Origin of the sequence: Limnobaculum allomyrinae (assembly GCF_016649425.1) — a bacterium.
GTDB classification, from domain to species: domain Bacteria; phylum Pseudomonadota; class Gammaproteobacteria; order Enterobacterales; family Enterobacteriaceae; genus Limnobaculum; species Limnobaculum allomyrinae.
Genome location: NZ_JADRCR010000002.1, coordinates 766254 through 786116, shown reverse-complemented (window position 1 = coordinate 786116; position 19863 = coordinate 766254). Strand labels below are relative to the sequence as shown.

18 protein-coding genes are annotated in these 19863 nt (G+C 43.7%); 8 read left to right on the top strand and 10 right to left on the bottom strand.

Features of this window, described 5'->3' with window-relative positions; genetic code table 11:
- Window positions 1-2: 2 nt before the first annotated feature.
- The 10 genes from I2494_RS07665 to I2494_RS07620 all read right to left on the bottom strand — a co-directional run bounded on the left by I2494_RS07665 (window position 3) and on the right by I2494_RS07620 (window position 12220).
- Window positions 3-578, bottom strand: a complete 576-nt coding sequence (locus I2494_RS07665) for an RHS repeat-associated core domain-containing protein (RefSeq protein WP_228350882.1) — start codon at window positions 576-578, stop codon at window positions 3-5.
- Window positions 575-862, bottom strand: a complete 288-nt coding sequence (locus I2494_RS07660) for an RHS domain-containing protein (RefSeq protein ID WP_228350868.1) — start codon at window positions 860-862, stop codon at window positions 575-577. The genes I2494_RS07665 and I2494_RS07660 overlap by 4 nt, the downstream gene beginning before the upstream one ends.
- Before the next feature lie 195 nt (window positions 863-1057).
- The gene (locus I2494_RS07655) at window positions 1058-1351 is read right to left on the bottom strand and encodes a hypothetical protein (protein WP_218466470.1); all 294 of its coding nucleotides are present in this window, start codon (window positions 1349-1351) and stop codon (window positions 1058-1060) included.
- A 92-nt stretch (window positions 1352-1443) separates the two neighbouring features.
- Entirely contained in the window at window positions 1444-1791 is a 348-nt protein-coding gene (locus I2494_RS07650; RefSeq protein WP_218466469.1) for a hypothetical protein, read from the bottom strand.
- Window positions 1788-2348: an RHS repeat-associated core domain-containing protein gene (locus tag I2494_RS07645; RefSeq protein WP_228350881.1), complete on the bottom strand. Its 561-nt coding sequence runs from the start codon at window positions 2346-2348 to the stop codon at window positions 1788-1790. Before I2494_RS07645 ends, I2494_RS07650 begins: the two co-directional genes overlap by 4 nt.
- Window positions 2345-6169, bottom strand: a complete 3825-nt coding sequence (locus tag I2494_RS07640) for a DUF6531 domain-containing protein (protein WP_218466468.1) — start codon at window positions 6167-6169, stop codon at window positions 2345-2347. Before I2494_RS07640 ends, I2494_RS07645 begins: the two co-directional genes overlap by 4 nt.
- Window positions 6166-7494 carry a hypothetical protein gene (locus tag I2494_RS07635; RefSeq protein WP_218466467.1) on the bottom strand — a complete coding sequence of 443 codons (1329 nt, stop codon included), beginning with the start codon at window positions 7492-7494 and terminating at the stop codon, window positions 6166-6168. Before I2494_RS07635 ends, I2494_RS07640 begins: the two co-directional genes overlap by 4 nt.
- 47 nt (window positions 7495-7541) lie before the next feature.
- Window positions 7542-9815, bottom strand: a complete 2274-nt coding sequence (locus I2494_RS07630; protein WP_218466466.1) for a type VI secretion system Vgr family protein — start codon at window positions 9813-9815, stop codon at window positions 7542-7544.
- 84 nt (window positions 9816-9899) lie between these two features.
- The gene (gene tssF, locus I2494_RS07625; RefSeq protein ID WP_218466465.1) at window positions 9900-11627 is read right to left on the bottom strand and encodes a type VI secretion system baseplate subunit TssF; all 1728 of its coding nucleotides are present in this window, start codon (window positions 11625-11627) and stop codon (window positions 9900-9902) included.
- Window positions 11628-11704: 77 nt separating this feature from the next.
- Window positions 11705-12220, bottom strand: a complete 516-nt coding sequence (locus I2494_RS07620) for an Hcp family type VI secretion system effector (RefSeq protein ID WP_218466464.1) — start codon at window positions 12218-12220, stop codon at window positions 11705-11707.
- 649 nt (window positions 12221-12869) lie between these two features.
- On the opposite strand from I2494_RS07620, the gene tssB reads away from it, so the two are divergent.
- From tssB to tssJ, 8 genes are all read left to right on the top strand, one after another.
- Window positions 12870-13382 (top strand): type VI secretion system contractile sheath small subunit, encoded by a 513-nt coding sequence (gene tssB / locus I2494_RS07615; RefSeq protein ID WP_407656555.1) that lies wholly within the window; start codon window positions 12870-12872, stop codon window positions 13380-13382.
- A gap of 100 nt (window positions 13383-13482) precedes the next feature.
- Window positions 13483-14970 (top strand): type VI secretion system contractile sheath large subunit, encoded by a 1488-nt coding sequence (tssC, locus tag I2494_RS07610; protein WP_218466463.1) that lies wholly within the window; start codon window positions 13483-13485, stop codon window positions 14968-14970.
- Between the two features lie 3 nt (window positions 14971-14973).
- Complete coding sequence (gene tssE / locus I2494_RS07605) at window positions 14974-15390, top strand: type VI secretion system baseplate subunit TssE (protein WP_218466462.1); 417 nt, start codon at window positions 14974-14976, stop codon at window positions 15388-15390.
- A gap of 32 nt (window positions 15391-15422) precedes the next feature.
- Window positions 15423-17147 carry a type VI secretion system baseplate subunit TssF gene (tssF, locus tag I2494_RS07600; protein WP_218466461.1) on the top strand — a complete coding sequence of 575 codons (1725 nt, stop codon included), beginning with the start codon at window positions 15423-15425 and terminating at the stop codon, window positions 17145-17147.
- Window positions 17126-18103 (top strand): type VI secretion system baseplate subunit TssG, encoded by a 978-nt coding sequence (gene tssG / locus I2494_RS07595; RefSeq protein WP_218466460.1) that lies wholly within the window; start codon window positions 17126-17128, stop codon window positions 18101-18103. Before tssF (I2494_RS07600) ends, tssG begins: the two co-directional genes overlap by 22 nt.
- 2 nt (window positions 18104-18105) lie before the next feature.
- Window positions 18106-18546, top strand: coding sequence for a hypothetical protein (locus tag I2494_RS07590; RefSeq protein WP_218466459.1), 441 nt, complete (start codon window positions 18106-18108; stop codon window positions 18544-18546).
- Window positions 18459-19340, top strand: a complete 882-nt coding sequence (gene tagH, locus I2494_RS07585; RefSeq protein ID WP_218466458.1) for a type VI secretion system-associated FHA domain protein TagH — start codon at window positions 18459-18461, stop codon at window positions 19338-19340. Before I2494_RS07590 ends, tagH begins: the two co-directional genes overlap by 88 nt.
- Entirely contained in the window at window positions 19337-19861 is a 525-nt protein-coding gene (gene tssJ / locus I2494_RS07580) for a type VI secretion system lipoprotein TssJ (protein WP_218466457.1), read from the top strand. Before tagH ends, tssJ begins: the two co-directional genes overlap by 4 nt.
- The last annotated feature ends 2 nt before the right edge of the window (window positions 19862-19863 follow it).

Below are 19863 nucleotides of genomic sequence, written 5' to 3'. Positions count from 1 at the left end.
TTTCAAGTTCCTATTGATAAAGGTACATGAACATTTTTGGTTATTTTACAATTACCTGTTTCATTTCCTGATGAATCAACTTTTGGTTCTAATAACTCAAAATGTACGTGGGATTGCCCAGCTACTTTTGGCTTCCCCATTCCGTGCCCACTACCATCAAAAGAATAGTCACCAGGAACAACACGAAACTGTCTTAATCCATCCTGACTTCTCCACGTCCCTTTATCAACTTTTACGTTATCTCTCCCTAAGAATTTATCTTTTTCAGTTTTTATCGATGAAGCATCGATGGTACGTCGCCATTCAGATACATATTTAGTTGAAGCATATCGTTTTGCATTACCACCTAATAGCCCTGTATTTCTTGGCCCTGATGTATAATCCAATCCTAATGGGTCATTCCATCCCAATATATTTGCAGCAAACTGATAAGGATTACTCCCCCCAACCAACCCAATCGGATCCTGACAAACAAAAATTCCCGTGCGCGGATCATAATAACGATGTCGGTTATAGTGTAAACCACTCTCTTCATCAAAATACTGGCCCTGAAGTCGTAGCGGTTGTTGAACGTTTATTTCATCCAGTCGATCCCGCCAAATGCGGTGTAGTGCGCGCTCCTGGCAATTTCACCCTCTGCATCATATAACCGCAACGGCATCCCATTCGGATCGTTCTGATAAAAATAGTAACCGGTCTCTTCCGGTGGAGCCAGACTGCCGATGCCCTGCTGTTTGCACTGTAGCACCAGCGGTTCAAAGGTATTCAGATAATAGACAAAGAACCGGCTATCCAGTTTGGCATTCGCTCCTGTCGCCATCGGTGAGAAACTAACTTCTGCGACCAGCGCGTCCATCACCATCTTTTATTCAGAACACGCTAGTCTTCACCAGAAAAGGAATTAACTTGAAGAAACCAAGTTTCACTCCTGCCAGTCTGTAATAGTTGCTCTTGAATAAGAATAATGAGTAATTCCAGTTGAAATGGAGATGTAGAAATCTATGTATTGCCTGTCTTTGTGATTGAGATTATTGACTCAAAGACAGGCAATACCTATTTAATACTCAGATACTACATCTCGCGCAATATCAGCTAATTTATCGGCTGCATAAAGAATTTTTTCTTTCATATCGTCATTATGTCTATATGCTGAGCTTTCTATTGCACTATATAAGTCAATAAATACACTGGCTAAACTTAACGGGACAGATTGAGCTTTCTGAATAGGTTCTTTTAAATTCCTTAGTAAAGAACATACCATTTCAAATTTAACCTCATTAAAACCCTCGTTAGATCTTACAGTTTCATCAAAATCTAAAAATGCATCAATAAACGTTTCATATTCATTCATAATATATTCCTAATTAACAACTCTAATTGCGCTTGGTTTAATAAAACTGGAAAGATTTAGTAAATATTCCTCCAGCTATTCCAATAAAAAAATCAACAAGACAATAGAAATATAATACTCTTTTTTATATCGCTTTCTTCATATTTTATCTCTTTCAATATTTTAGTTTCATCACCTTCAATATGCTTTCCCTCTTTCAAAACAGCACCCTCAGGATTACAGAAACTAAAATCTAAAAAATAATCACCATCAAGAAAGGATAACTCAGCGACAACCTCTATTTCATTCGGAAAAATTGATATATAGACTGTGAAATTATCTTTTTTATACTCATAACCACCCACATTTTTACGAATTTCAGGAAACGTAATTTTTAATTCTTCATATATTTTCTCAAACATATCGATTAATGTGCGCAATATATTTTCATGTTTACTCATTTCTTGCCTTTTCCTGTAACACTACTAAGTACACAACTAGTGGCATCATGGTTTTCTTCATCACCTCTTGTAGCTGCCCACTCCTTCAATTTTTCATCTTCTGGGTCATCGGGCAACCGGATCGTTACATGACCATCGGCTTTATCATTGATTACTTCAAGCCCACCAGCTCGCAATGTTGCAACATCAAGTTCTACATATTTGTCCCCAGGACTTAACTTATCGGTTGTTAAAGCGGCAGATAATCCAGGTGGCTTATCTTTTCTAACATCATCTGTTCCTGGCCTAGGAGTTACGCTAGAAGCGGTACCAGATGCACCACGATAAATTGTACCTTCCGTAAGTTCTACAGGTATAAAAGCTAATCCCAGAGGATCAGTCCACATTAAGGTATTAGGAACAAACTGATAAGGATTAATCCCCCCAACCAACCCAATCGGATCCTGACAAACAAAAATTCCCGTGCGCGGATCATAATAACGATGTCGGTTATAGTGTAAACCACTCTCTTCATCAAAATACTGGCCCTGAAGTCGTAGCGGTTGTTGAACGTTTATTTCATCCAGTCGATCCCGCCAAATGCGGTGTAGTGCGCGCTCCAGGCAATTTCACCCTCTGCATCATATAACCGCAACGGCATCCCATTCGGATCGTTCTGATAAAAATAGTAACCGGTCTCTTCCGGTGGAGCCAGACTGCCGATGCCCTGCTGTTTGCACTGTAGCACCAGCGGTTCAAAGGTATTCAGATAATAGACAAAGAAACGGCTATCCAGTTTGGCATTCGCCCCTATCGCCATTGGCGAGAAGCTGACTTCTGCCGCCAGCGCGTCTCCGTCCCAGATAAAATAGGTAATCTTCTCAACCCGATCATTCATATTGATACAGGTTTTACGGATACGTCGCCTTAACGCATCATAATGATACTGATAACGTTCACCCCGCTCTCCGGTACGATAAAATCCGCTCAGGCACTCATTCTCATCCCACTCCAGACGATCGCTTCGTTCGCCATCCTCACGCACAATCAGCTGGCCTGCCTGATTCAGACGATATCGCATACCGTCGTTAAAGGTCAGTTCACGCTGGCCTTCCGGGTTCTCTTTTTCGACAAACCGATCGCCGTTCGCGTTATACACATAATCGTGGATCTCACCCATTGGATTGCTGTGGCGGGTTATCTGCCCCAACACATCGTAGATATAACGGTCGGTTCCTCCACGACTATCGCTGCGCATCACCAGATTACCCGACACGTCATAGTGGTAATCAATGGAGTCACTGTGGACGCTGCCGCTACGGTGCAGGCTCTGGCGTTTTAGTTGCCCTGCTTTGGTGTATTCAAAGGTCGAGGTAACGGCTTCGCTCTGTTTCTGGCTGGTAAGGCGGCCAATTTCATCAAAGCCAAATTCGACTGGCGCATGGTCATCCACCTGCTGGCGGATAAGTTGTCCCAGCTCGTTATATTCAAAACGTAGTGCCTGGTTAAACGCCGTTTCTTTTGACTGACTGTGATGCCGTAACTGATGATGTTGCTCTGTTAGCTGACCAGACAGGTTATATACATACTCAAGACGAGCCGTCACATCCTGTTGTTGCTGATTCTCCAGAATTAACATGCCAATTTGATTATATTGACGCGTCACTTCGCAATGCTGGTTCTTCGCCAGAGTCAATTGACCCCGTTTGTTATAAGCGTAGGTTTCCGTCTTTTCCGGCTGCCCATGCGGAGCTTTACTGACAATCCGTCCCATTCGGTCACAGGTAACCGCCAGTAACTGGCCTAACGGATTAAGGCTTTGAGTTAAATAGCCCGCCTCATCATAATGGTAAGTACGCGCTTTCCCCCAATAGTCCCGTTCTTCTATCAGGCGACCAACCGCATCACGATTTAACTGCCAGCGTTCACCACGCTGATTGGTGACGCCAATTAGCTGTTCTTCGGTATTGTAGTGATATTGAAGTGTATTACCGTCCGGCAATGTCTGCTGCGACAGCCGCCCCTGACCAAAATAGGCAAACTTAGTCACTTTCTTACCGCGATCGCGGTACTCAATCAGGTTATCTTCATCATCGTAGCGGCAGCTAATAAACTCGCCGTCCTCTAACTGGCATGAAATCAAACGCCCTTTTTTATCATACTGATAGCGAGTTTCATCACCGTTAGCCAGCCGACGTTTTTGCAAATGACCAAAACGGTCAAACTGGAAATCAATTGCTCGCCCGGCAATATCCTGAAGCTGGCGAATAAAACCTAATTCATCATACGTCAGCGTTGTCTGCTGACGACCACGATGGACTTCTACCAGTTGTCCCAGTGCATCATAGCTATACCAACTTTCCTGACCCAGTGGGGTCTTCTGGCTAATCAGATTACCTTTATCATTCCACTGCTGCTGCCAACGCTGATTTTCAGCATCAACAATCTCAATCGGCTTATTTCTCTCATCATAGCGAATACTGATACCGCTTCCGTCAGGGTAACGGCGGCTGACAATGTTTGCCCACTGGTCATATTCCCATTCGGTTTTGTTACCACCCGGATCAATTTCCGATATTCCTCGTTGTTGACCGTCGTATTGATAGGATTTAACGCCTCCCAACGGATCGATTCGAACTAAAGGAAGTTGCCGTTCGTCATATTGCAGAATGGTGGTATGACCAAGGGAGTCGGTAATTAACGTCTCCTGACGCTCAGGATGGTAGACAAACCGGTAATCAAACAGACCATGATCCCCCCAGGCACGATGCACCCGAAGGATCTGATCTTCATGCAGAGTATAGGCATAGTAAAACGACAAATCATTGCGGTCGGTATGACGCACCATCTGGTGGTTATCAATATATTCAAAATCATATGACTGTTGATGAGCGTCCAGAACTGACACCATATCGCCGTGATTATCCTGCCGATACCCCGCCAGCAGCACCCCGGCATTATCCGCGGCACTTTCATATAACACCAAATCGGTTAAGTATCGCCCTTCATGGTGACACACAATATGGCGTCCGGTATCCCCTTCAAGACAATACTCCACCAACTGCTGAAGCTGTTGCTGCTTATCCCGTTCGAAACGCCAGCCGTTGCCGTTCAGATCTTCCATTCGGCTAAACCACAGGGATAACTGCTCATTGTCTTCTAACTGCTCTACCCGGTGTAACCAGTCACCCGATAGTGGAAAATGATACTCAACCCCTTCTCTGGTTCTTAAAATCAGTTGATTGTTCAAACGATAGATGGCGTGCCCTTGCTGCCAGTCCAGACTATGATGTTCCCAGCCTTCATAAGCAGGAAGCATCTCAAAAGCGGTTTTATGATCGGGAAACTGAGCTATCGCCCCTAAAACACCCTCAGTGACTACCAAAGCGAGGTGAATATCCGCCGGTGTTAGCCAGATATGACCAATTGCACCATCATAGGCCTGATGGCCTGAATAATAGCGATCCCAAATCAGTGGGAAGCGGCCATCTACTTCAAAATCATTTTGCTGAACAATCACTTCACCAGTAATCGAATTCACTGGTTCAGCATCAAAAATTTTACATTTAATAAAGCCCGACGGTAATTTTGAAAACAGTTTTTTAGCCAGTTTGGAACCACGAAATGCTTTAAACAACGCCAATGCTATCGCCAGGAAATTGAGCGTTGGCGGGCCGCCAACCAGAACCGGACGGCCAACAGGAATAGGAAGCGTTACCGCCGTAGGTAATGAAAGCTCCCTTCTCTGCGTATGAGCTGCATTCTTGCTGGTAGGTAACATGCCAACAAACCAACAGCTTAATGAAGGAAGCGCCAGATAGGAAAAAGGATCACCGTTAACAATCACGGTTTTACTTCCCATAAAAGCTTCAGCATCACAGGAAGGTAATTTTTGGGCGTAGCCTGCCCCTAATGGGAAATGTAACCCTGGAATATGGCGTGAATTGGTGCCTACCGTAGCGCGCATCAGGTTATTGACCAATACGGGCCTATCAGAACCGCCGCCCTGCCCGACACCGGCTCCCAATGCATCTTTCACCGAGTTCACTGCACCAAGTGCAGATTTAACCATTGGGTTGCCCTGTACGGCTTCACTGTTCCAGATTTTTCCGCCGACCTGACCTGCTGCTGACTTGAGATCTCCTTTTCTGATGGCATTGGCCAGCGCCAGCGCCTCTTGTGCCTGCCCAACCTTTTCCATGATCTCCGCAGGAACATTCTCCTGAACGAAATTCATCACCAGTGAACCCACAAAGGATTTAGCGCCATTGACCAACTCACGGAAATCCAGAACAACACCAACATGAGGATGAGGAATAGGAGCCGGTGCAGGAACGTTCACCATATGAACATCCACCCCGACAACGGGGGATAAGTGCGTTGATGCCAGAACACTCATACTCTCTTCTCCTCTTCCTGAGATGATTTAAGCGGATCAAGGCTGACAAACTGTTCCCAGTCATCTCCATATAATGAAGCGAATTTCTCGCGCATTTCTCCATAGCGCCAATCAGTCAGGCCAATATGCTTATAAAGCCAATGAGTTAAAATCGGTAACGAACTCTGTTTACGTAACTCCGGTTCCATATTCAGCCCGGCATCAACTCCTTCGAAGGCTGCACTAAAAGCATTAGCCGGGCTTTTAGCCTTATCCCAACACTCTGCCCGCATTCTGTTGGCTTCCACCGTCAAAATATAATCGGCATCCGCTAATGAGAATTCGGGTATCCGATCGTAATAGCTGGCGGCCATGTCATACTCTTTATTCATGTAGTACACGCTGCAAATACCAAAAAGAGCATTAACAATCAGTTTATTACCGGCAGGATGCCCCTCTTCTTTTGCCTGCTCTGCCGACGCCAGAGCCTCACCATAGGCCTGCAAAGAACGTGTTTTATCCTGCCATTTCAAATAAGCAGCCCCCCCTATCAGATGAACCACCACACTCTGATCAAACCATCTGGCATTATTAGTGATGGCTAGCGCCGCTTTAGACAGATTCTCCAAACGCTGGGGGTCGTTATTTTTTAATGTCTCGGTCAGCTCAACAAAAAGGCGTCGAAATTTTCCGCTATCCCCACGTTCATTCGATTCTGCGATCATTTCTCTGGGAACGTTTTCACAATGATATTGGCCATTTACCCGATAAACAGCCTGAGGATAGTTGTCGGATAATTTAGAAAAGAGATCGGTTTCCATGGTGTACACCACAAAACGAATACGCTCGGAAGCCCACTCCCCTGATAACGTTTCTGTTAATAGATCATCTAACCAGGATTCTATTTTGCTAAGGCTTTTTAAATTACCCGGAGAGAATACCCACAAAAAACCGGGAAAAATATCGGGATGGTGCTGCATAAGGCTATGGGCTATCTGCAACAAATACTGTGTCTCTGTCGTGCCGCTTTCTTTTACTGGCACCTGCCAGTCGGCGGTAATTCCCTGAGCTAAAGAGCCATCGCGTCGCTGGTCATAAAAATTGATAATATTCTGAGCAATCAGAGCGGCATACTTATCGCCAGACAAAAAATCATCAGCAAATTGCATGGTGCAGCACCCATTTTCCTGCTGGACTTGAAAATAGGTATTAATCAGATGGAGATCGTCCTCATTAGCTTGCCAATAGAGCAACTTGGCCTGTGGTTGCTCCGCAAATGCCAAAGCATCTTCATGCGCCAGCATAAAGCGACGTTCTACCGGGTTTGAAGGTTGCCAACTATCCATTGTTCAATTCCTTTTATACTTATTTCCGGCTAATTACCCTTCATCCGTTACGGATTCAGCTTCACTACAGCACCTTCAACAATATTCTCAGCGGTTCCATTGGAGTGAACTTTCGGCGCCACGGTGCTGCATTCGCTCTGACCGACTACGGTGATTTTCACACCCATGATTTGAATATTCCCGGCGGAATCCATGGTGATTTGAGAACTGCCGCAACCGATAACAATTTGGTCTGCTGCGGTGATGGTAAGCGTTTTAGACTGGAGATTTTGTGCTGCCGTAACCACAATAGTCTGGCTTCCTGTCACATTCATATTGTGGGATGCCTGAAAGTTTTCCGTCATTAACCCATGAATAGTGGCGGTTTTAGTTCCATTTACCGTTGTAGTTTGAGTTCCCTGCACCAGCAGAACTTGATTAGAGAGGAATTTGGCATCGTGGTTACCGTTAACGGTAAAATTGTGCAGATTTTTATACGTGGTATTTTCCGCACCGGTAACCGTAATATTCTGTTTACCTAACACCTTAACCGTATGGTTCCCTTTGATAGTCGTATCCTGATTAGCGCCGATTTCAACGGTCTCGTTAATATTGACGTTATCAGTACGGTTTTTAGTTACCGTAATAGACTGATCGCCACCGACTGTAAGCGTCTGGTTAATATCAATGTTGGTTGTTTCATTTTTAACTACGTGATCGGTACGATCTCCCGTAACATCAATACTCTGATTACCGCCTACGGTAGTGCTTTGGTTAGCAGTGACATTAACGGTCTGGTGTTGACCAATATTTTCCGTATGGTCCATATCAACATCAGTTGTTCGGTTATTACGCACGCTGGTATTCATATCTCTTTGTGCATGCATAAATAACTGCTGTTGACCGTCGGAATCTTCGAATCTTAGCTCATTAAATCCACCGCCTTTATGAGTCTTGGATTTAAATGATGTTTGCGTTTTTGCCGCGGGTAAATCCAGCGGAGGGCTATTTTTACCGTTATAAGAGGTACCAAGAACCATTGGTTGGTCAATATCACCATTAATATAGGTGATGACCACTTCCTGTCCGATACGTGGAATGGCCATCATGCCAAAACCATCACCATTCCAGGCCTGACTGGTACGCACCCAGCAGGATGCATTCTCATCAGGAGCATCGTACTTATTCCAGTGAAAATGAATCTTTACCTGACCATATTCATTAACGTAAATCTCTTCTCCCGCAGGCCCTACAACTGTAGCTGTTTCATCACCATATACGGTAGGTTTGGCAATAAATGGGGCTCGCCAGTCCACAGAACCGGGAATAAACGTAAAACTGTTAGTAATCGCTGCAACCTTATCCACCGATTCATCGGCTACGGACTGCGGTAATGAACCTTTGTGAACAATATTAACCACTTGCCACGAATCATTCAGTGCCGCATTGGAATGCTCAGCAATAGTGAAAATCTTACCCGGCATCATCTGAATCGTATTGCTCTCAGCCTTACCTGACAGGCTATCTGCCTGATAAGCTTCTAAGCGATATTTAGCGTATTGCTGAGCAACGCCGTCGTCGTCGTAACGACCATAACTATCGTATACGGTGAAGGCCGGACGTTTTTTCAGATTCTTGGTTTTGAAATCTAAACCGACATCAGGATGAGAAAATTTATAATCCTTCAAATGCACCGCATTTGGCGTCATTTTGGCCCCATACCGTAAGCGGTGAATAACGGCTTCCCTGCTGGCGCTCTGAATATGTGCGTTATATAGCAATGTTTCTCCACCCTTCATTCCGGTGCGACTATCGCTATAGAACATGCTGTTTTCTTCAAACCAGAAAACAATACCTTCTTCTGCCGCAAGCCGACAGAAGAAGTCGTAGTCAGTTTCATTACGTTGAGTGGTATATTCCCACTGTTTATGGTTATCAATCAGTTTGGATTCAACACGAACATTATGTTTTTTAAGAATTTCATCAAGGATGTCAGGGATAGATTTAAAATGGAAAATCCGATTATCCTGCACCAACGTCAATAACCACATTTCCGGGCGAATAATAAAGTTATAATAAGTGCGTTTAAAGCCGCTATCACCCTGAAAAGCTGCAGCCACAATACCGTTAACAGTGCGCTTTACTACGCCATCGACCATCACGGTTAACGAGGCTTTTTGCAGCAACTGCTCATCCATATCAATACTGGCGTCATTACTGGCAACGGTTAATTCTAATGTAAATAACGTCGACAACGCCTCTTCCAGCGTAAAATCCACCACATCAAACGTTGCTTCAGGCAGGCTGCCAATTTTGCATGAGAAATATAATCCGGTATCCATAACCTACATCCCTATATTTCATCAACACAATGCGCACTTCACTCCCATGATGGGCTGGCACAATCTATTGATGAGTTTTATTCATCAAATTTGCTCTCTTCCACCTAAGATCGGCGCCAGAGACCATAACCGCTGGGTCTTGCTATTAACTATTTTCATCATCAGGAAATTATTTTTTGTCATACAGTACGGAAGTACGTTTCCTAAAATGAAACCAAACTGATACATCTCCCCATCATCGCTAAAATTATCAGGATTCAGGGTTAGCACCATTTCCAATCCACGCTTCATCACCCCTTTATGCCAAATCCAATCAATGCCGGCTAAACGTTGTTCGCTCTGCTGCTGTAGCGGAGCACTGGTATGAATATGGAAATTCAAGTCGGTGAGTAATTGTTTGACTGCAGCCAAATCTTTTAAAAACATTGGGCTGAGAGATAAGTGAGAAATAATCGGCCAGTGGCTGTGACTATCCACCAGCGGCGCAATTTCATGGGTTGGCCGGGTAATATTCGAAAAATTCAGGCTATTAGAAATATCCAGCGTTGGCATACAGATATCGCCAATCTCTAACCCACTGCACAGTTGCCCGTTAGTCACCACCACATCGCAAAAGAATGTTTTATTAGGGAAATCGACTATTCGTTTACCCTGACTATCAATAAAAGTGATCAGCGTTTGTGCTTCACCTTTGACGTTATGCTCCAGCATGCATTGATAGTAGATTTGGCTATCATCAAAATTATTGGTAGTAAATTGCGTTATTGGCAGATAGTTAACTGAATCACCGCGAGAATTACGTATACCAGACTCAAGAATTGAATAGATTGACTTGATCTGATACACGTTATGATTCACTTCATCCTGATACTGATAGGTACTTTGCCCTTTCACAAAATCGACGATTTGAGGCTGGCCCTGGCAAAAATTGATTACCGGAACACAATTAGGGAAAAAAGCCGTAGTCGCAGCAATGGTTTTATCCGTCAACAAAGGCTGATTAAATTCAAAATGCAGCTCAAAAGTCCCCTCTTCATTCAGCAGAATTGTATTTAATTCAGAACTGAAATCGATGGTAATAAAGTCATTTACATGAGGAAGATGGAAATATTGTTGCAACAGCTGTAGCCGCCAAAATAGAGGAATATCCAGCGGAAGAATCAGGCTTTCGGCATCGGGCGTAAAGGTTTGGATAACCCGATTAGATAGCGAAAAACGCTTGTCACCACAAACCACCGAAACCTTCTCCAGATATTGCTGTAGCCATAATTGCAACAGTCCGGCAGTTTGCTGGTCAGGACTTAAAAACAGTGTAAATGGCTCGGTGACCCATTCGCCCTCTTTGGTAATACTCCCTTGCCACTCAACTTTCAATTTCATCATGCCATTAGTCGGGGTATTCACTAATGTACAGTCACGAATAAGACAGGGAACAACTTTCACATCTCTTGCCAGTTGGTAAGTGCAGGCTTCGTCATTACCCAAATTGGCCTCAACCCGACTGCCTTTCAGTAACCGATAAATTTCATCTGACTTGGGTCGGAAATTAAGAATAGAAGTCGAAGGTATTGGTCTGATTGGCGTAGGCCATACACGAGACAGCAAGTTTTGGGTAATTTCCGGGAACGCATCATCAACGTTTTGCCGTAATTTCGCCATCAGAAATGCAAAGTGTTCAAACAAAAACTCAACGTCTGCATCATTCTCTGAAGATTGCAGAAACTCACCAAATGTTGGATTTTGGTTTGCTCGCTCGGCAGCCAATTGCTTAATGTATTGCAGTTCGTCCTTGAAGCAATCCCTTAGCTCCATACTGACTCCTTGTATTCTCTATGCAAGATAGCCGCATCGGTATGGATGCGGCTATTTTCAGTATAAAAACACTAAAATCAAACGGCTGGTTTGCGCCAGTCATCTGCACCGGACGTACCGGCAACCACGTGTTCCCAATCAATTTTGCGATAGGCTAAATGCACATCAAGCAATTGAGTGAAATGAGACTGAGATGGATCCTGACTGTTAGGCATCACTAAATCCATATTAACGATAGTGGCGTCTTCCAGTTTGGTGGTGAAATAGTGCTCCTGCTTACCATCAGGAGAGGTTCTGTACCATTTCAACGCAACTTCCGGCAGGCTTTCACCCGCGGCTAATGCGTTATAAAGCAGTGGAACCGCTTTATTTAGTGCAATAGTAAGAACCAAAGGTTTATGTTGACGTTGGCCTGAAGGTTGACCATTTTGTGGGTCAGTAGGAACAAAGACTTGATGTTTAACTTCCTGAACGATCATCTCATCTTCATGACCTTCAACAAATCCCTGACCAACAGACTCAAGCGTGTAGGCACCCTGAGTGATGTTGCCTTGAGTTTTTCCAGTGATGGATACAAAAGGTGGTGTTGGCATCGCATTCTCCTTTAACATTTGATTGCCAAGTGTATATTCAGAATAACGATTACTGCCTATCAGTAAGCTATTCTAAATTTCTTAAAACGATGAATGTATTTATTTAAATTTTATTTAAAATACATTCATGTCTAAATTCCATTTCCGATACATGAACATCAATTATCAAAAAATATCTATTACTTCCTGTTTGGTAGCATTTAAAAATAAAAATAAAACTTATTTATCTTAAACAAACCAAAATCACAACATAATAGAAAATCCATTCCAAAAACAAAAAACGCAGATTAATACCATGATGAATAATAATAATTTCAAATATGTTATACATATATCAACCATATTTACACCTGTTATTTTTACCAGTTTTCAAATTCAATCAAATATAAAAATGACGTATAACAACACCATCAAAATATAATAAATAGTTAAATATAATTTTTTCAACCAATTGAAAATAAAGAAATTTAAATCAAATCAGATACATGGAAACAAACACAATGGAAACACTTTAAATTTAAAAAATAAATATAAATGCTATTGCCCTTTTTAATTTTGACCATTATTGTCTATGGCACACGTATCTAAAATTCAGATAAGATTTAATTAAATATACTTTACTCCCCAGGATCTAGTTAGCAAAGGATTAATCATGGCTGGTAAAAAAGGTAGTGTTGCACCCAAAGAACGTATCAATATTAAATATACAACTGAAACAAACGGTCAGGTCGCGGAAAAAGAATTACCTTTCCACGTATTAGTGACAGGTGACTTCACCGGAAAAACTCAAGACACGCCAATAGAAGAGCGTAAGCCAATATCAATTGATAAATATACTTTTGATTCGGTAATGGCTAATGCGGGGATTGAACTTGAGTTTTCAGTTCCTAACCGCTTAGAAGATGATTCAAAAGTTGAATCTGAAATTCCTATCAAATTGAAAGTTGAAACCCTTAAAGACCTATCGCCGGACAGCATTGCGCAGGCAGTTCCTGAGTTGAAAAAACTGATTGAGCTTCGGGAATCACTGGTTGCTTTGAAAGGTCCGCTGGGCAATAAACCCGCATTTCGCGCTCAAATCGAAGCCATTCTTGGCGATGAGGCAAGCCGCGAGCAGCTGCTGCGCGAATTAAGCATGACAACTGAATCGGATAAACACTAAGTATTGCACTCAGTTGCTATTGAAACCGGTGAAATAAATTCACGGGTTATGTGCAACCACCATGTGATTGCATTCGTGTTTTAACAAGGGATTACTTTTTATGTCTATAGCTGAACAAAATGTTGCTGCTGATTCCAGGGAGCAGGCGCTTAGCTCAATGAGTCTGCTGGATCAGATTGCTTCCCAAACCAACTACTCACCGGCTGATGAAAGTTACGATATCGCTAAACAGGGTATCGCTACATTGGTTTCTCACCTTCTGGATACCGGAAATACTGAAGAACCGGTTAATAAACAGCTGGTTGACCGAATGATTGCCGAACTGGATAAAAAACTCAGCGTCCAGCTTGATGAAATTTTGCACAATCAAGAGCTGCAAAAAATGGAATCTTCATGGCGCGGTTTAAAACTGTTAATTGACCGCACTGATTTCAGAGAAAACATCAAAATCAATCTGCTGTATGTGACCAAAGATGAGATGTTGGAAGATTTCGAGTTTGCGCCTGAAATTACACAATCTGGTTTATATAAGCACGTTTACTCAGCACAATACGGCCAGTTCGGTGGTGAGCCGATTGGCGCTATTCTGGCGGATTATCAATTTTTACCTAATGCGCCGGACATCAAGTTGCTGCAATATACTTCTGCTGTTGGTGCCATGGCTCATACACCATTTATCTCTTCTGCTGCGCCGCAATTCTTTGGCATTGATAGTTATACCCAGTTAGACAGCATCAAAGAGTTAAGCTCCGTGTTTGAGAGCCCAGCTTATACCAAATGGCGTTCTCTGCGTGAAGCGGAAGACTCCAGAATGTTGGGTCTGTTAACCGTAAGAAATCTGGCACGTCTGCCCTATTCCCCAATGGATAATCCGGTTAAAAGTTTCGGTTATGAAGAAGACGTCAGCCATAACCATGAGCACTATCTCTGGACCAATGCCGTGTACGCATTTGGTACCCGTTTAACCGATAGCTTTGCTCAATACCGTTGGTGTCCAAATATTATTGGGCCAGAAAGCGGCGGTGCCGTTGAAGATCTGCCGGTACATGTGTTCGAAGCCATGGGTGAATTGCAAACTAAGATCCCAACAGAAACACTGATTACCGATCGTCGGGAATTCGAACTGGCGGAAGAGGGCTTTATTGCACTAACCATGCGTAAAGGCTCAGATAACGCAGCATTCTTCTCTGCTCAGTCGGTACAAAAACCATTGAAGTTCCCGAATACTGATGAAGGTAAAGCGGCCGAAACCAACAGCAAGTTGGGTACTCAATTACCTTACATCATGCTGTCCACACGTATTGCCCACTATCTGAAAGTGATTCAGCGTGAAAAACTGGGTTCTTATCAGGAAGCGGCCGATGTGGAACGTAATCTGAATACCTGGCTGAAGCAGTATGTTTCCGATCAGGAGAATCCACCAGTTGACGTGCGCTGCCGTCGTCCATTCCGCGCTATCAGCTTAACCGTTAGCGATGTTCCGGGCGAACCTGGCTGGGTGAAAACACGTCTGTTACTCCGTCCACATCTGAAAAGCATGGGTTCATACACTGAACTCTCGCTGGTAGGGCGCCTGGACAAGGAGTAATACATGGCGACCTTACGACGTTGGAATACCGGCAGTAAAGGCAGCCTGTTTGACCGATTACAGAACGATCAGCCGCGGCTTAAAGGAGACGCGGCCTTTATCCTGTCAATCAAAAACAATCTGCGCCATATTTTCAACGCCAGACCGGGTGAATGTCATGGTACTAAAGAGCTGGGCATTATTGATGTTAATGATGCCCTGCTAAGTACTGAAGAGATTCAGAGTTCTATATGTCAGTCGATTCGCCACTGTATCGCGCGCTATGAGCCACGTATCAGCCATACCCAGATTGTGGTGCGGCAGGATCCTATTACTTTTACCTACTATTTCTCGGTAATCGCTCAAATTGCACAAGTTTATGATGTAGAACGAATCGAACTCGATATTCATATTAATAACAATAAATTAGAAGTTATTTAGCCACGCGTTTTCTGAGCTTGATTAGGGATGATATGCTGCCAGATAGTTATATTAAACAAGAAAAATACTATCTTAATGAGGAGAGCAAGAAATTCGTTGAGGAGTTTCCGCAGGCCTCCCAGTTTTTGTCAGAGCCTTATTTCGATCCGGACGTTAACCGCACGCTTGATGGTTTTACCTATTTAAGCAGTCTGCTGCACGCCAGAATTAATCAGGAATACCCACAGCTCACCGCTAACCTGATGGATATGCTGTGGCCCAATTATCTACAGCAGACGCCCAGCACCACCATTATTGAATTTAAAACTCACAATGGAACAGCGGTAGAAATTCCACCTCATGCTAATGTGTTGAGCCCGATAACGGCAGAACATTCTCGTTCCTGCACGTTCAGAACAACGCGCAGTACCTGGTTGATACCCTTTGATATCGACCAAACAATTAAGGCATCACCGGATACCATTCATCTGCATTTCAGTAGCCAGAGCGCTGAAAATCAGAACCTGTCAGCCATTGGTCTCAATCAGCTAAGGCTGTTTCTGGGAGCCGATATTCTGACCGGCTGCCAGCTGTATCTCTATCTGGCTGAATATCTGTCCGGCGTCACCCTAACGGTTAATGGCCAATCATTACCTATGCCTGATTTACAGGCCATTCCCGTTGGTTTCGATGCCGCTCAGGCTATTTTCGATTATCCGACCAATACCTATGCCGGATACCGTTTGCTACATGAATACTTTACTTTTACCGAAGGTTTTCTGTTCTTTGATTTTAAAGGATTTCCTGACTATCTGGACCGTTTGAACACCAAAGAATTTACTCTGGCGTTTAAATTCAAACGCCCGTTGCCCGCGACGTTAAAACTGACCGCCGATTCAATAAAAATTAACTGCACACCGGCGATTAATCTGTTTTATCACGATTGCGAACCTATTTCTCTCGATGGTGATAAAACCGAATATCCTTTATATATCAATCACCAACATCGTGAATATTATGAGCTATTTGCCATTGACAGCATCAATGGCTGGAGTCAAAACCAGGTTCGGAAATATTCCCCGTTTGACAGTTTTCTCCATCAGACCCGTTATGAAAACGGCAAGATTCCGCTCTACTTCCATCTCAATCGGAAGCCGGATCGTGAACAAGAACAGATTGCTTATTCACTCTCTTTTGTCAGAGGCGATGAGACTCAACATTTTAACCACGACGAAATTATTTCCATTCGTGCGTTGTGCAGCAATCGGGACGAAGCGCAAAAATTAAGAATTGGCGAGATCTGCCTTGGCGGTGAAGGGATCCCCTCTTTTGTGTCGTTAACCAATGTGACTTACCCGTCCCGGGTTATTCGTCCGGATCTGGATGGCAGTTTACAGTGGACCACTATCTCTTCCCTTTCGTTGAACTATCTGTCGCTACTGAGTAAACACTCACTGTGCCAAATATTACAAAATTACAATTTTACTACCCGCTATAGCCAGCGGGCAGAAAAATCCATGAGTAAGCTGCTGGCGTCGATTCATAGTTTTGAGTCCGAACCTTATCAGCAGTATTACAACGAGTTAATTATCGAAGGGCATAAATCAACGTTGGTTATTTCACCTGCGGCATTTAACAACGTTGGGGAAATGTATCTGTTTGGCGCGGTTATCGCCCATTTCTACTCCCAATATGCCACGGTCAATTCATTCCACTTTTTGGAACTGGTTAATGCATCAACACATGAGGTGTACCAATGGTCGTTGATGAATACCTGATTCCGGAACGGGCAGAAAAATATAATTTCTATCAGTTAATTGAGCTACTGGCGAAATCAAGCCATGTGGATATTGATAACTTGCTGAATTTACCACCTCATAAGGAGTTTATTCAGTTTATCAGTAATCCATCATTGTCTTTTGTCACCAGAGATATCTCTGCGGTTACGTTTAAAGATAACAAAATACAGATCAAGCTTCCTTTCCTGAGCTTAACCGGTACTCACTCCCCACTGCCAAACTACTATCTGGAAGATATGGCATGGGAAGAGATCCAGCAGGACTACCGCTTAACCGCCCTGCTCGATCTGTTTAATCATCGTCTGGCGACCTATTTGTACAAAATCTGGCGTAAATATCGCTATTACATTTGTTACAAACACAGTGGGGAAGATGAGTTTTCCCAGCGGATGTTTGCACTGGTTGGGTTAGGAAAAACCAGCATTCGGCAATCGCTACAGGTTAACCAAAGCAAGATGCTTTCGTATGCCGGTATTCTTGCCAGTTCAGGGCGTTCGCCGCATCTGATGGCGTCGCTGATTGCTCACTGCTTCGATCTCTCTTCCGTAAAAATTCAATCATGGCAGTTTCGTCGTGTGGCGATTCCCCAACAACAGCAAAACCGCATAGGTCTGGCCAATTCGGTGCTGGGGGAAAATTTCATTATTGGCACTCACATACCTGATTACAGTGGAAAATTTATTCTGACGATTAGTGAATTAAGTCGTGAAAAGATGGAGCAATTCCTGCCTACCGGTTCGCTTCATCATGCACTTCATAACTTTGTCTCATTCATTTTGAGGGATCAGTTCGCCTGGGACCTGCAGTTAGTACTGGCTCAAAACCAACTCAGCAGCATGACATTAGGCAGTGATACCGGATGTTATTTAGGTTGGACAACCTTTTTGCAAGAACCACCACGCAATCCCAGCATTATGCTGAAGATGCAGGAGTAATTATGAATCATTCAAACACGCTGACGCTTCAGATACTGAATAACGACAGCCTTGCCAGTGGCAAACATGGTAATACTCTCATTGGTTCACAAGGTGCAACCATTGGCAGTAATCCTGACAATTTTTGGTCCATTCAAAATCAAAAGGGGCAAATTGAGCCTCTGCACGCTAAAGTTGATATGGTGGATTCCCACTTCTGCATCAGCGCTTATGCTCCTGATTTATACCTGAATGATGTTGACCTGTTTGCTAAGGCTAAGCCCGTACGGTTACAGCATGGGGATATTCTTAAATTATCTGATTTCAAAATAAAAGTTCAGGTTAATCCCGATGATATCTTCAGGACCCGCTATCCATGCGCCCTGAAGATATCATCGCTAATCACCATGACACCATTAATGAAATTCTCTCCAGAAAACCGGGTTCATCCTCAGGTGATTTGACTTTGCCAGAATTCCAACAAACTCAGGTGATTTCATCTCTGCCTCTCGATCCAATGAAAGTACTGGATTCAGAACAGGCCCCGATTTCTCATTCACCGCGCACCGTACAGCCAACAGTCACGACACAGAATGTACTGGATCACTCCATCCAGTTAGAAGAGAAACAGGGATATGACGCTATGCCAATGGATAACGATCTGACACATCTGGCGATCAACCCGCTGTTTCAGGGGATGAAACACACGATTAATCTGAAAGACAGCAAAGAAGCCTACGATTTACTGGAAGAAATTGGTTATAGCATCAGAGCCGTGATTGAAGGATTAAGCTCGCTGCACTCCGCCAATCTCTATTCATCAGATAAACATCTGAGACCGATTGAGGATAACCCGCTCCACCTTAAGCTGAGCTACGATGAGATGCTTAATCTGTTGTACTCCACCGATAAGTGTCCGGTACACCTGTCAGCACCTTCCGCTTTCGCTGAAAGTCTAAATCAAATTCGTCTGCACCATAGTGCCAATCAGATGGCTATTTCCGAGGCGCTTACCGCCCTGCTTAAAGCCTTTTCCCCTCAGGCGCTTATCGCCCGTTTCCTGCGTTACCGCCGGGCCAATGAAAAAAGTGCGCCAGATAGCAACTGGGCCTGGGAGATGTACAGCAGCTACTTTGATGAACTGACGTCTAACCGCCAGCAAGGGTTTGAAAAACTATTCTGGGAAATATACGAACAGTCTTATGACAGGCACATTCGCCAGTTGCAACAAGAACTGGATGGAAAGGATCGGTTATGAAACTCATCGGGGCAGTAATTCTGATCTTCATCAGTCTGATGCTGTCTGGCTGTGAAGTTTCCAAGAAGGTTTATACCGTGGTCACCGATCCGGACGTGCCGGTAGGTTACCCGGACCAGAACCCCAGCGAAATTGAGTTCACGCTTCTGGCGGATAAAAACATTAACCCGAATCTGGAAGGAGAAGCCTCTCCCACTGACATTCAGGTGATCTATTTAGAAGATGACTCAAAGTTACTCAGCACCGATTACTACCAAGTTGCCACTGAACCGTTGGATAAAATTCTGGGAAAAAACTACATCGACCATCAGGACTACACGCTGGAGCCGGGTCAATTTAAGCCATTAAAATCAATGAAAATTGAGGCTAAAACTCAGTTTCTGGCAGTGATTGCTCACTATACCGGTTCAGATACCGGAGAAGTGTATTGGATGGATATCGTTGATATCGATGGGGTCGGAAAAAAATACAAAATACTGATTCACTTGCGCGCCGGCGAAGTCGAAATAAAGAAATCTTAAGG

What these genes read in the sequence shown, in the direction of transcription:
- tssF (WP_218466465.1), bottom strand. Translation starts at nt 11,627, where the DNA reads ATGGAGCTAAGGGATTGCTTCAAGGACGAACTGCAATACATTAAGCAA.
- tssC (WP_218466463.1), top strand. Translation starts at nt 13,483, where the DNA reads ATGTCTATAGCTGAACAAAATGTTGCTGCTGATTCCAGGGAGCAGGCG.
- I2494_RS07640 (WP_218466468.1), bottom strand. Translation starts at nt 6,169, where the DNA reads ATGAGTGTTCTGGCATCAACGCACTTATCCCCCGTTGTCGGGGTGGAT.
- I2494_RS07620 (WP_218466464.1), bottom strand. Translation starts at nt 12,220, where the DNA reads ATGCCAACACCACCTTTTGTATCCATCACTGGAAAAACTCAAGGCAAC.
- I2494_RS07655 (WP_218466470.1), bottom strand. Translation starts at nt 1,351, where the DNA reads ATGAATGAATATGAAACGTTTATTGATGCATTTTTAGATTTTGATGAA.
- I2494_RS07650 (WP_218466469.1), bottom strand. Translation starts at nt 1,791, where the DNA reads ATGAGTAAACATGAAAATATATTGCGCACATTAATCGATATGTTTGAG.
- I2494_RS07630 (WP_218466466.1), bottom strand. Translation starts at nt 9,815, where the DNA reads ATGGATACCGGATTATATTTCTCATGCAAAATTGGCAGCCTGCCTGAA.
- tssJ (WP_218466457.1), top strand. Translation starts at nt 19,337, where the DNA reads ATGAAACTCATCGGGGCAGTAATTCTGATCTTCATCAGTCTGATGCTG.
- I2494_RS07660 (WP_228350868.1), bottom strand. Translation starts at nt 862, where the DNA reads ATGGTGATGGACGCGCTGGTCGCAGAAGTTAGTTTCTCACCGATGGCG.
- tagH (WP_218466458.1), top strand. Translation starts at nt 18,459, where the DNA reads ATGCGCCCTGAAGATATCATCGCTAATCACCATGACACCATTAATGAA.
- tssF (WP_218466461.1), top strand. Translation starts at nt 15,423, where the DNA reads ATGCTGCCAGATAGTTATATTAAACAAGAAAAATACTATCTTAATGAG.
- I2494_RS07635 (WP_218466467.1), bottom strand. Translation starts at nt 7,494, where the DNA reads ATGGATAGTTGGCAACCTTCAAACCCGGTAGAACGTCGCTTTATGCTG.
- I2494_RS07590 (WP_218466459.1), top strand. Translation starts at nt 18,106, where the DNA reads ATGAATCATTCAAACACGCTGACGCTTCAGATACTGAATAACGACAGC.
- tssG (WP_218466460.1), top strand. Translation starts at nt 17,126, where the DNA reads ATGGTCGTTGATGAATACCTGATTCCGGAACGGGCAGAAAAATATAAT.
- tssE (WP_218466462.1), top strand. Translation starts at nt 14,974, where the DNA reads ATGGCGACCTTACGACGTTGGAATACCGGCAGTAAAGGCAGCCTGTTT.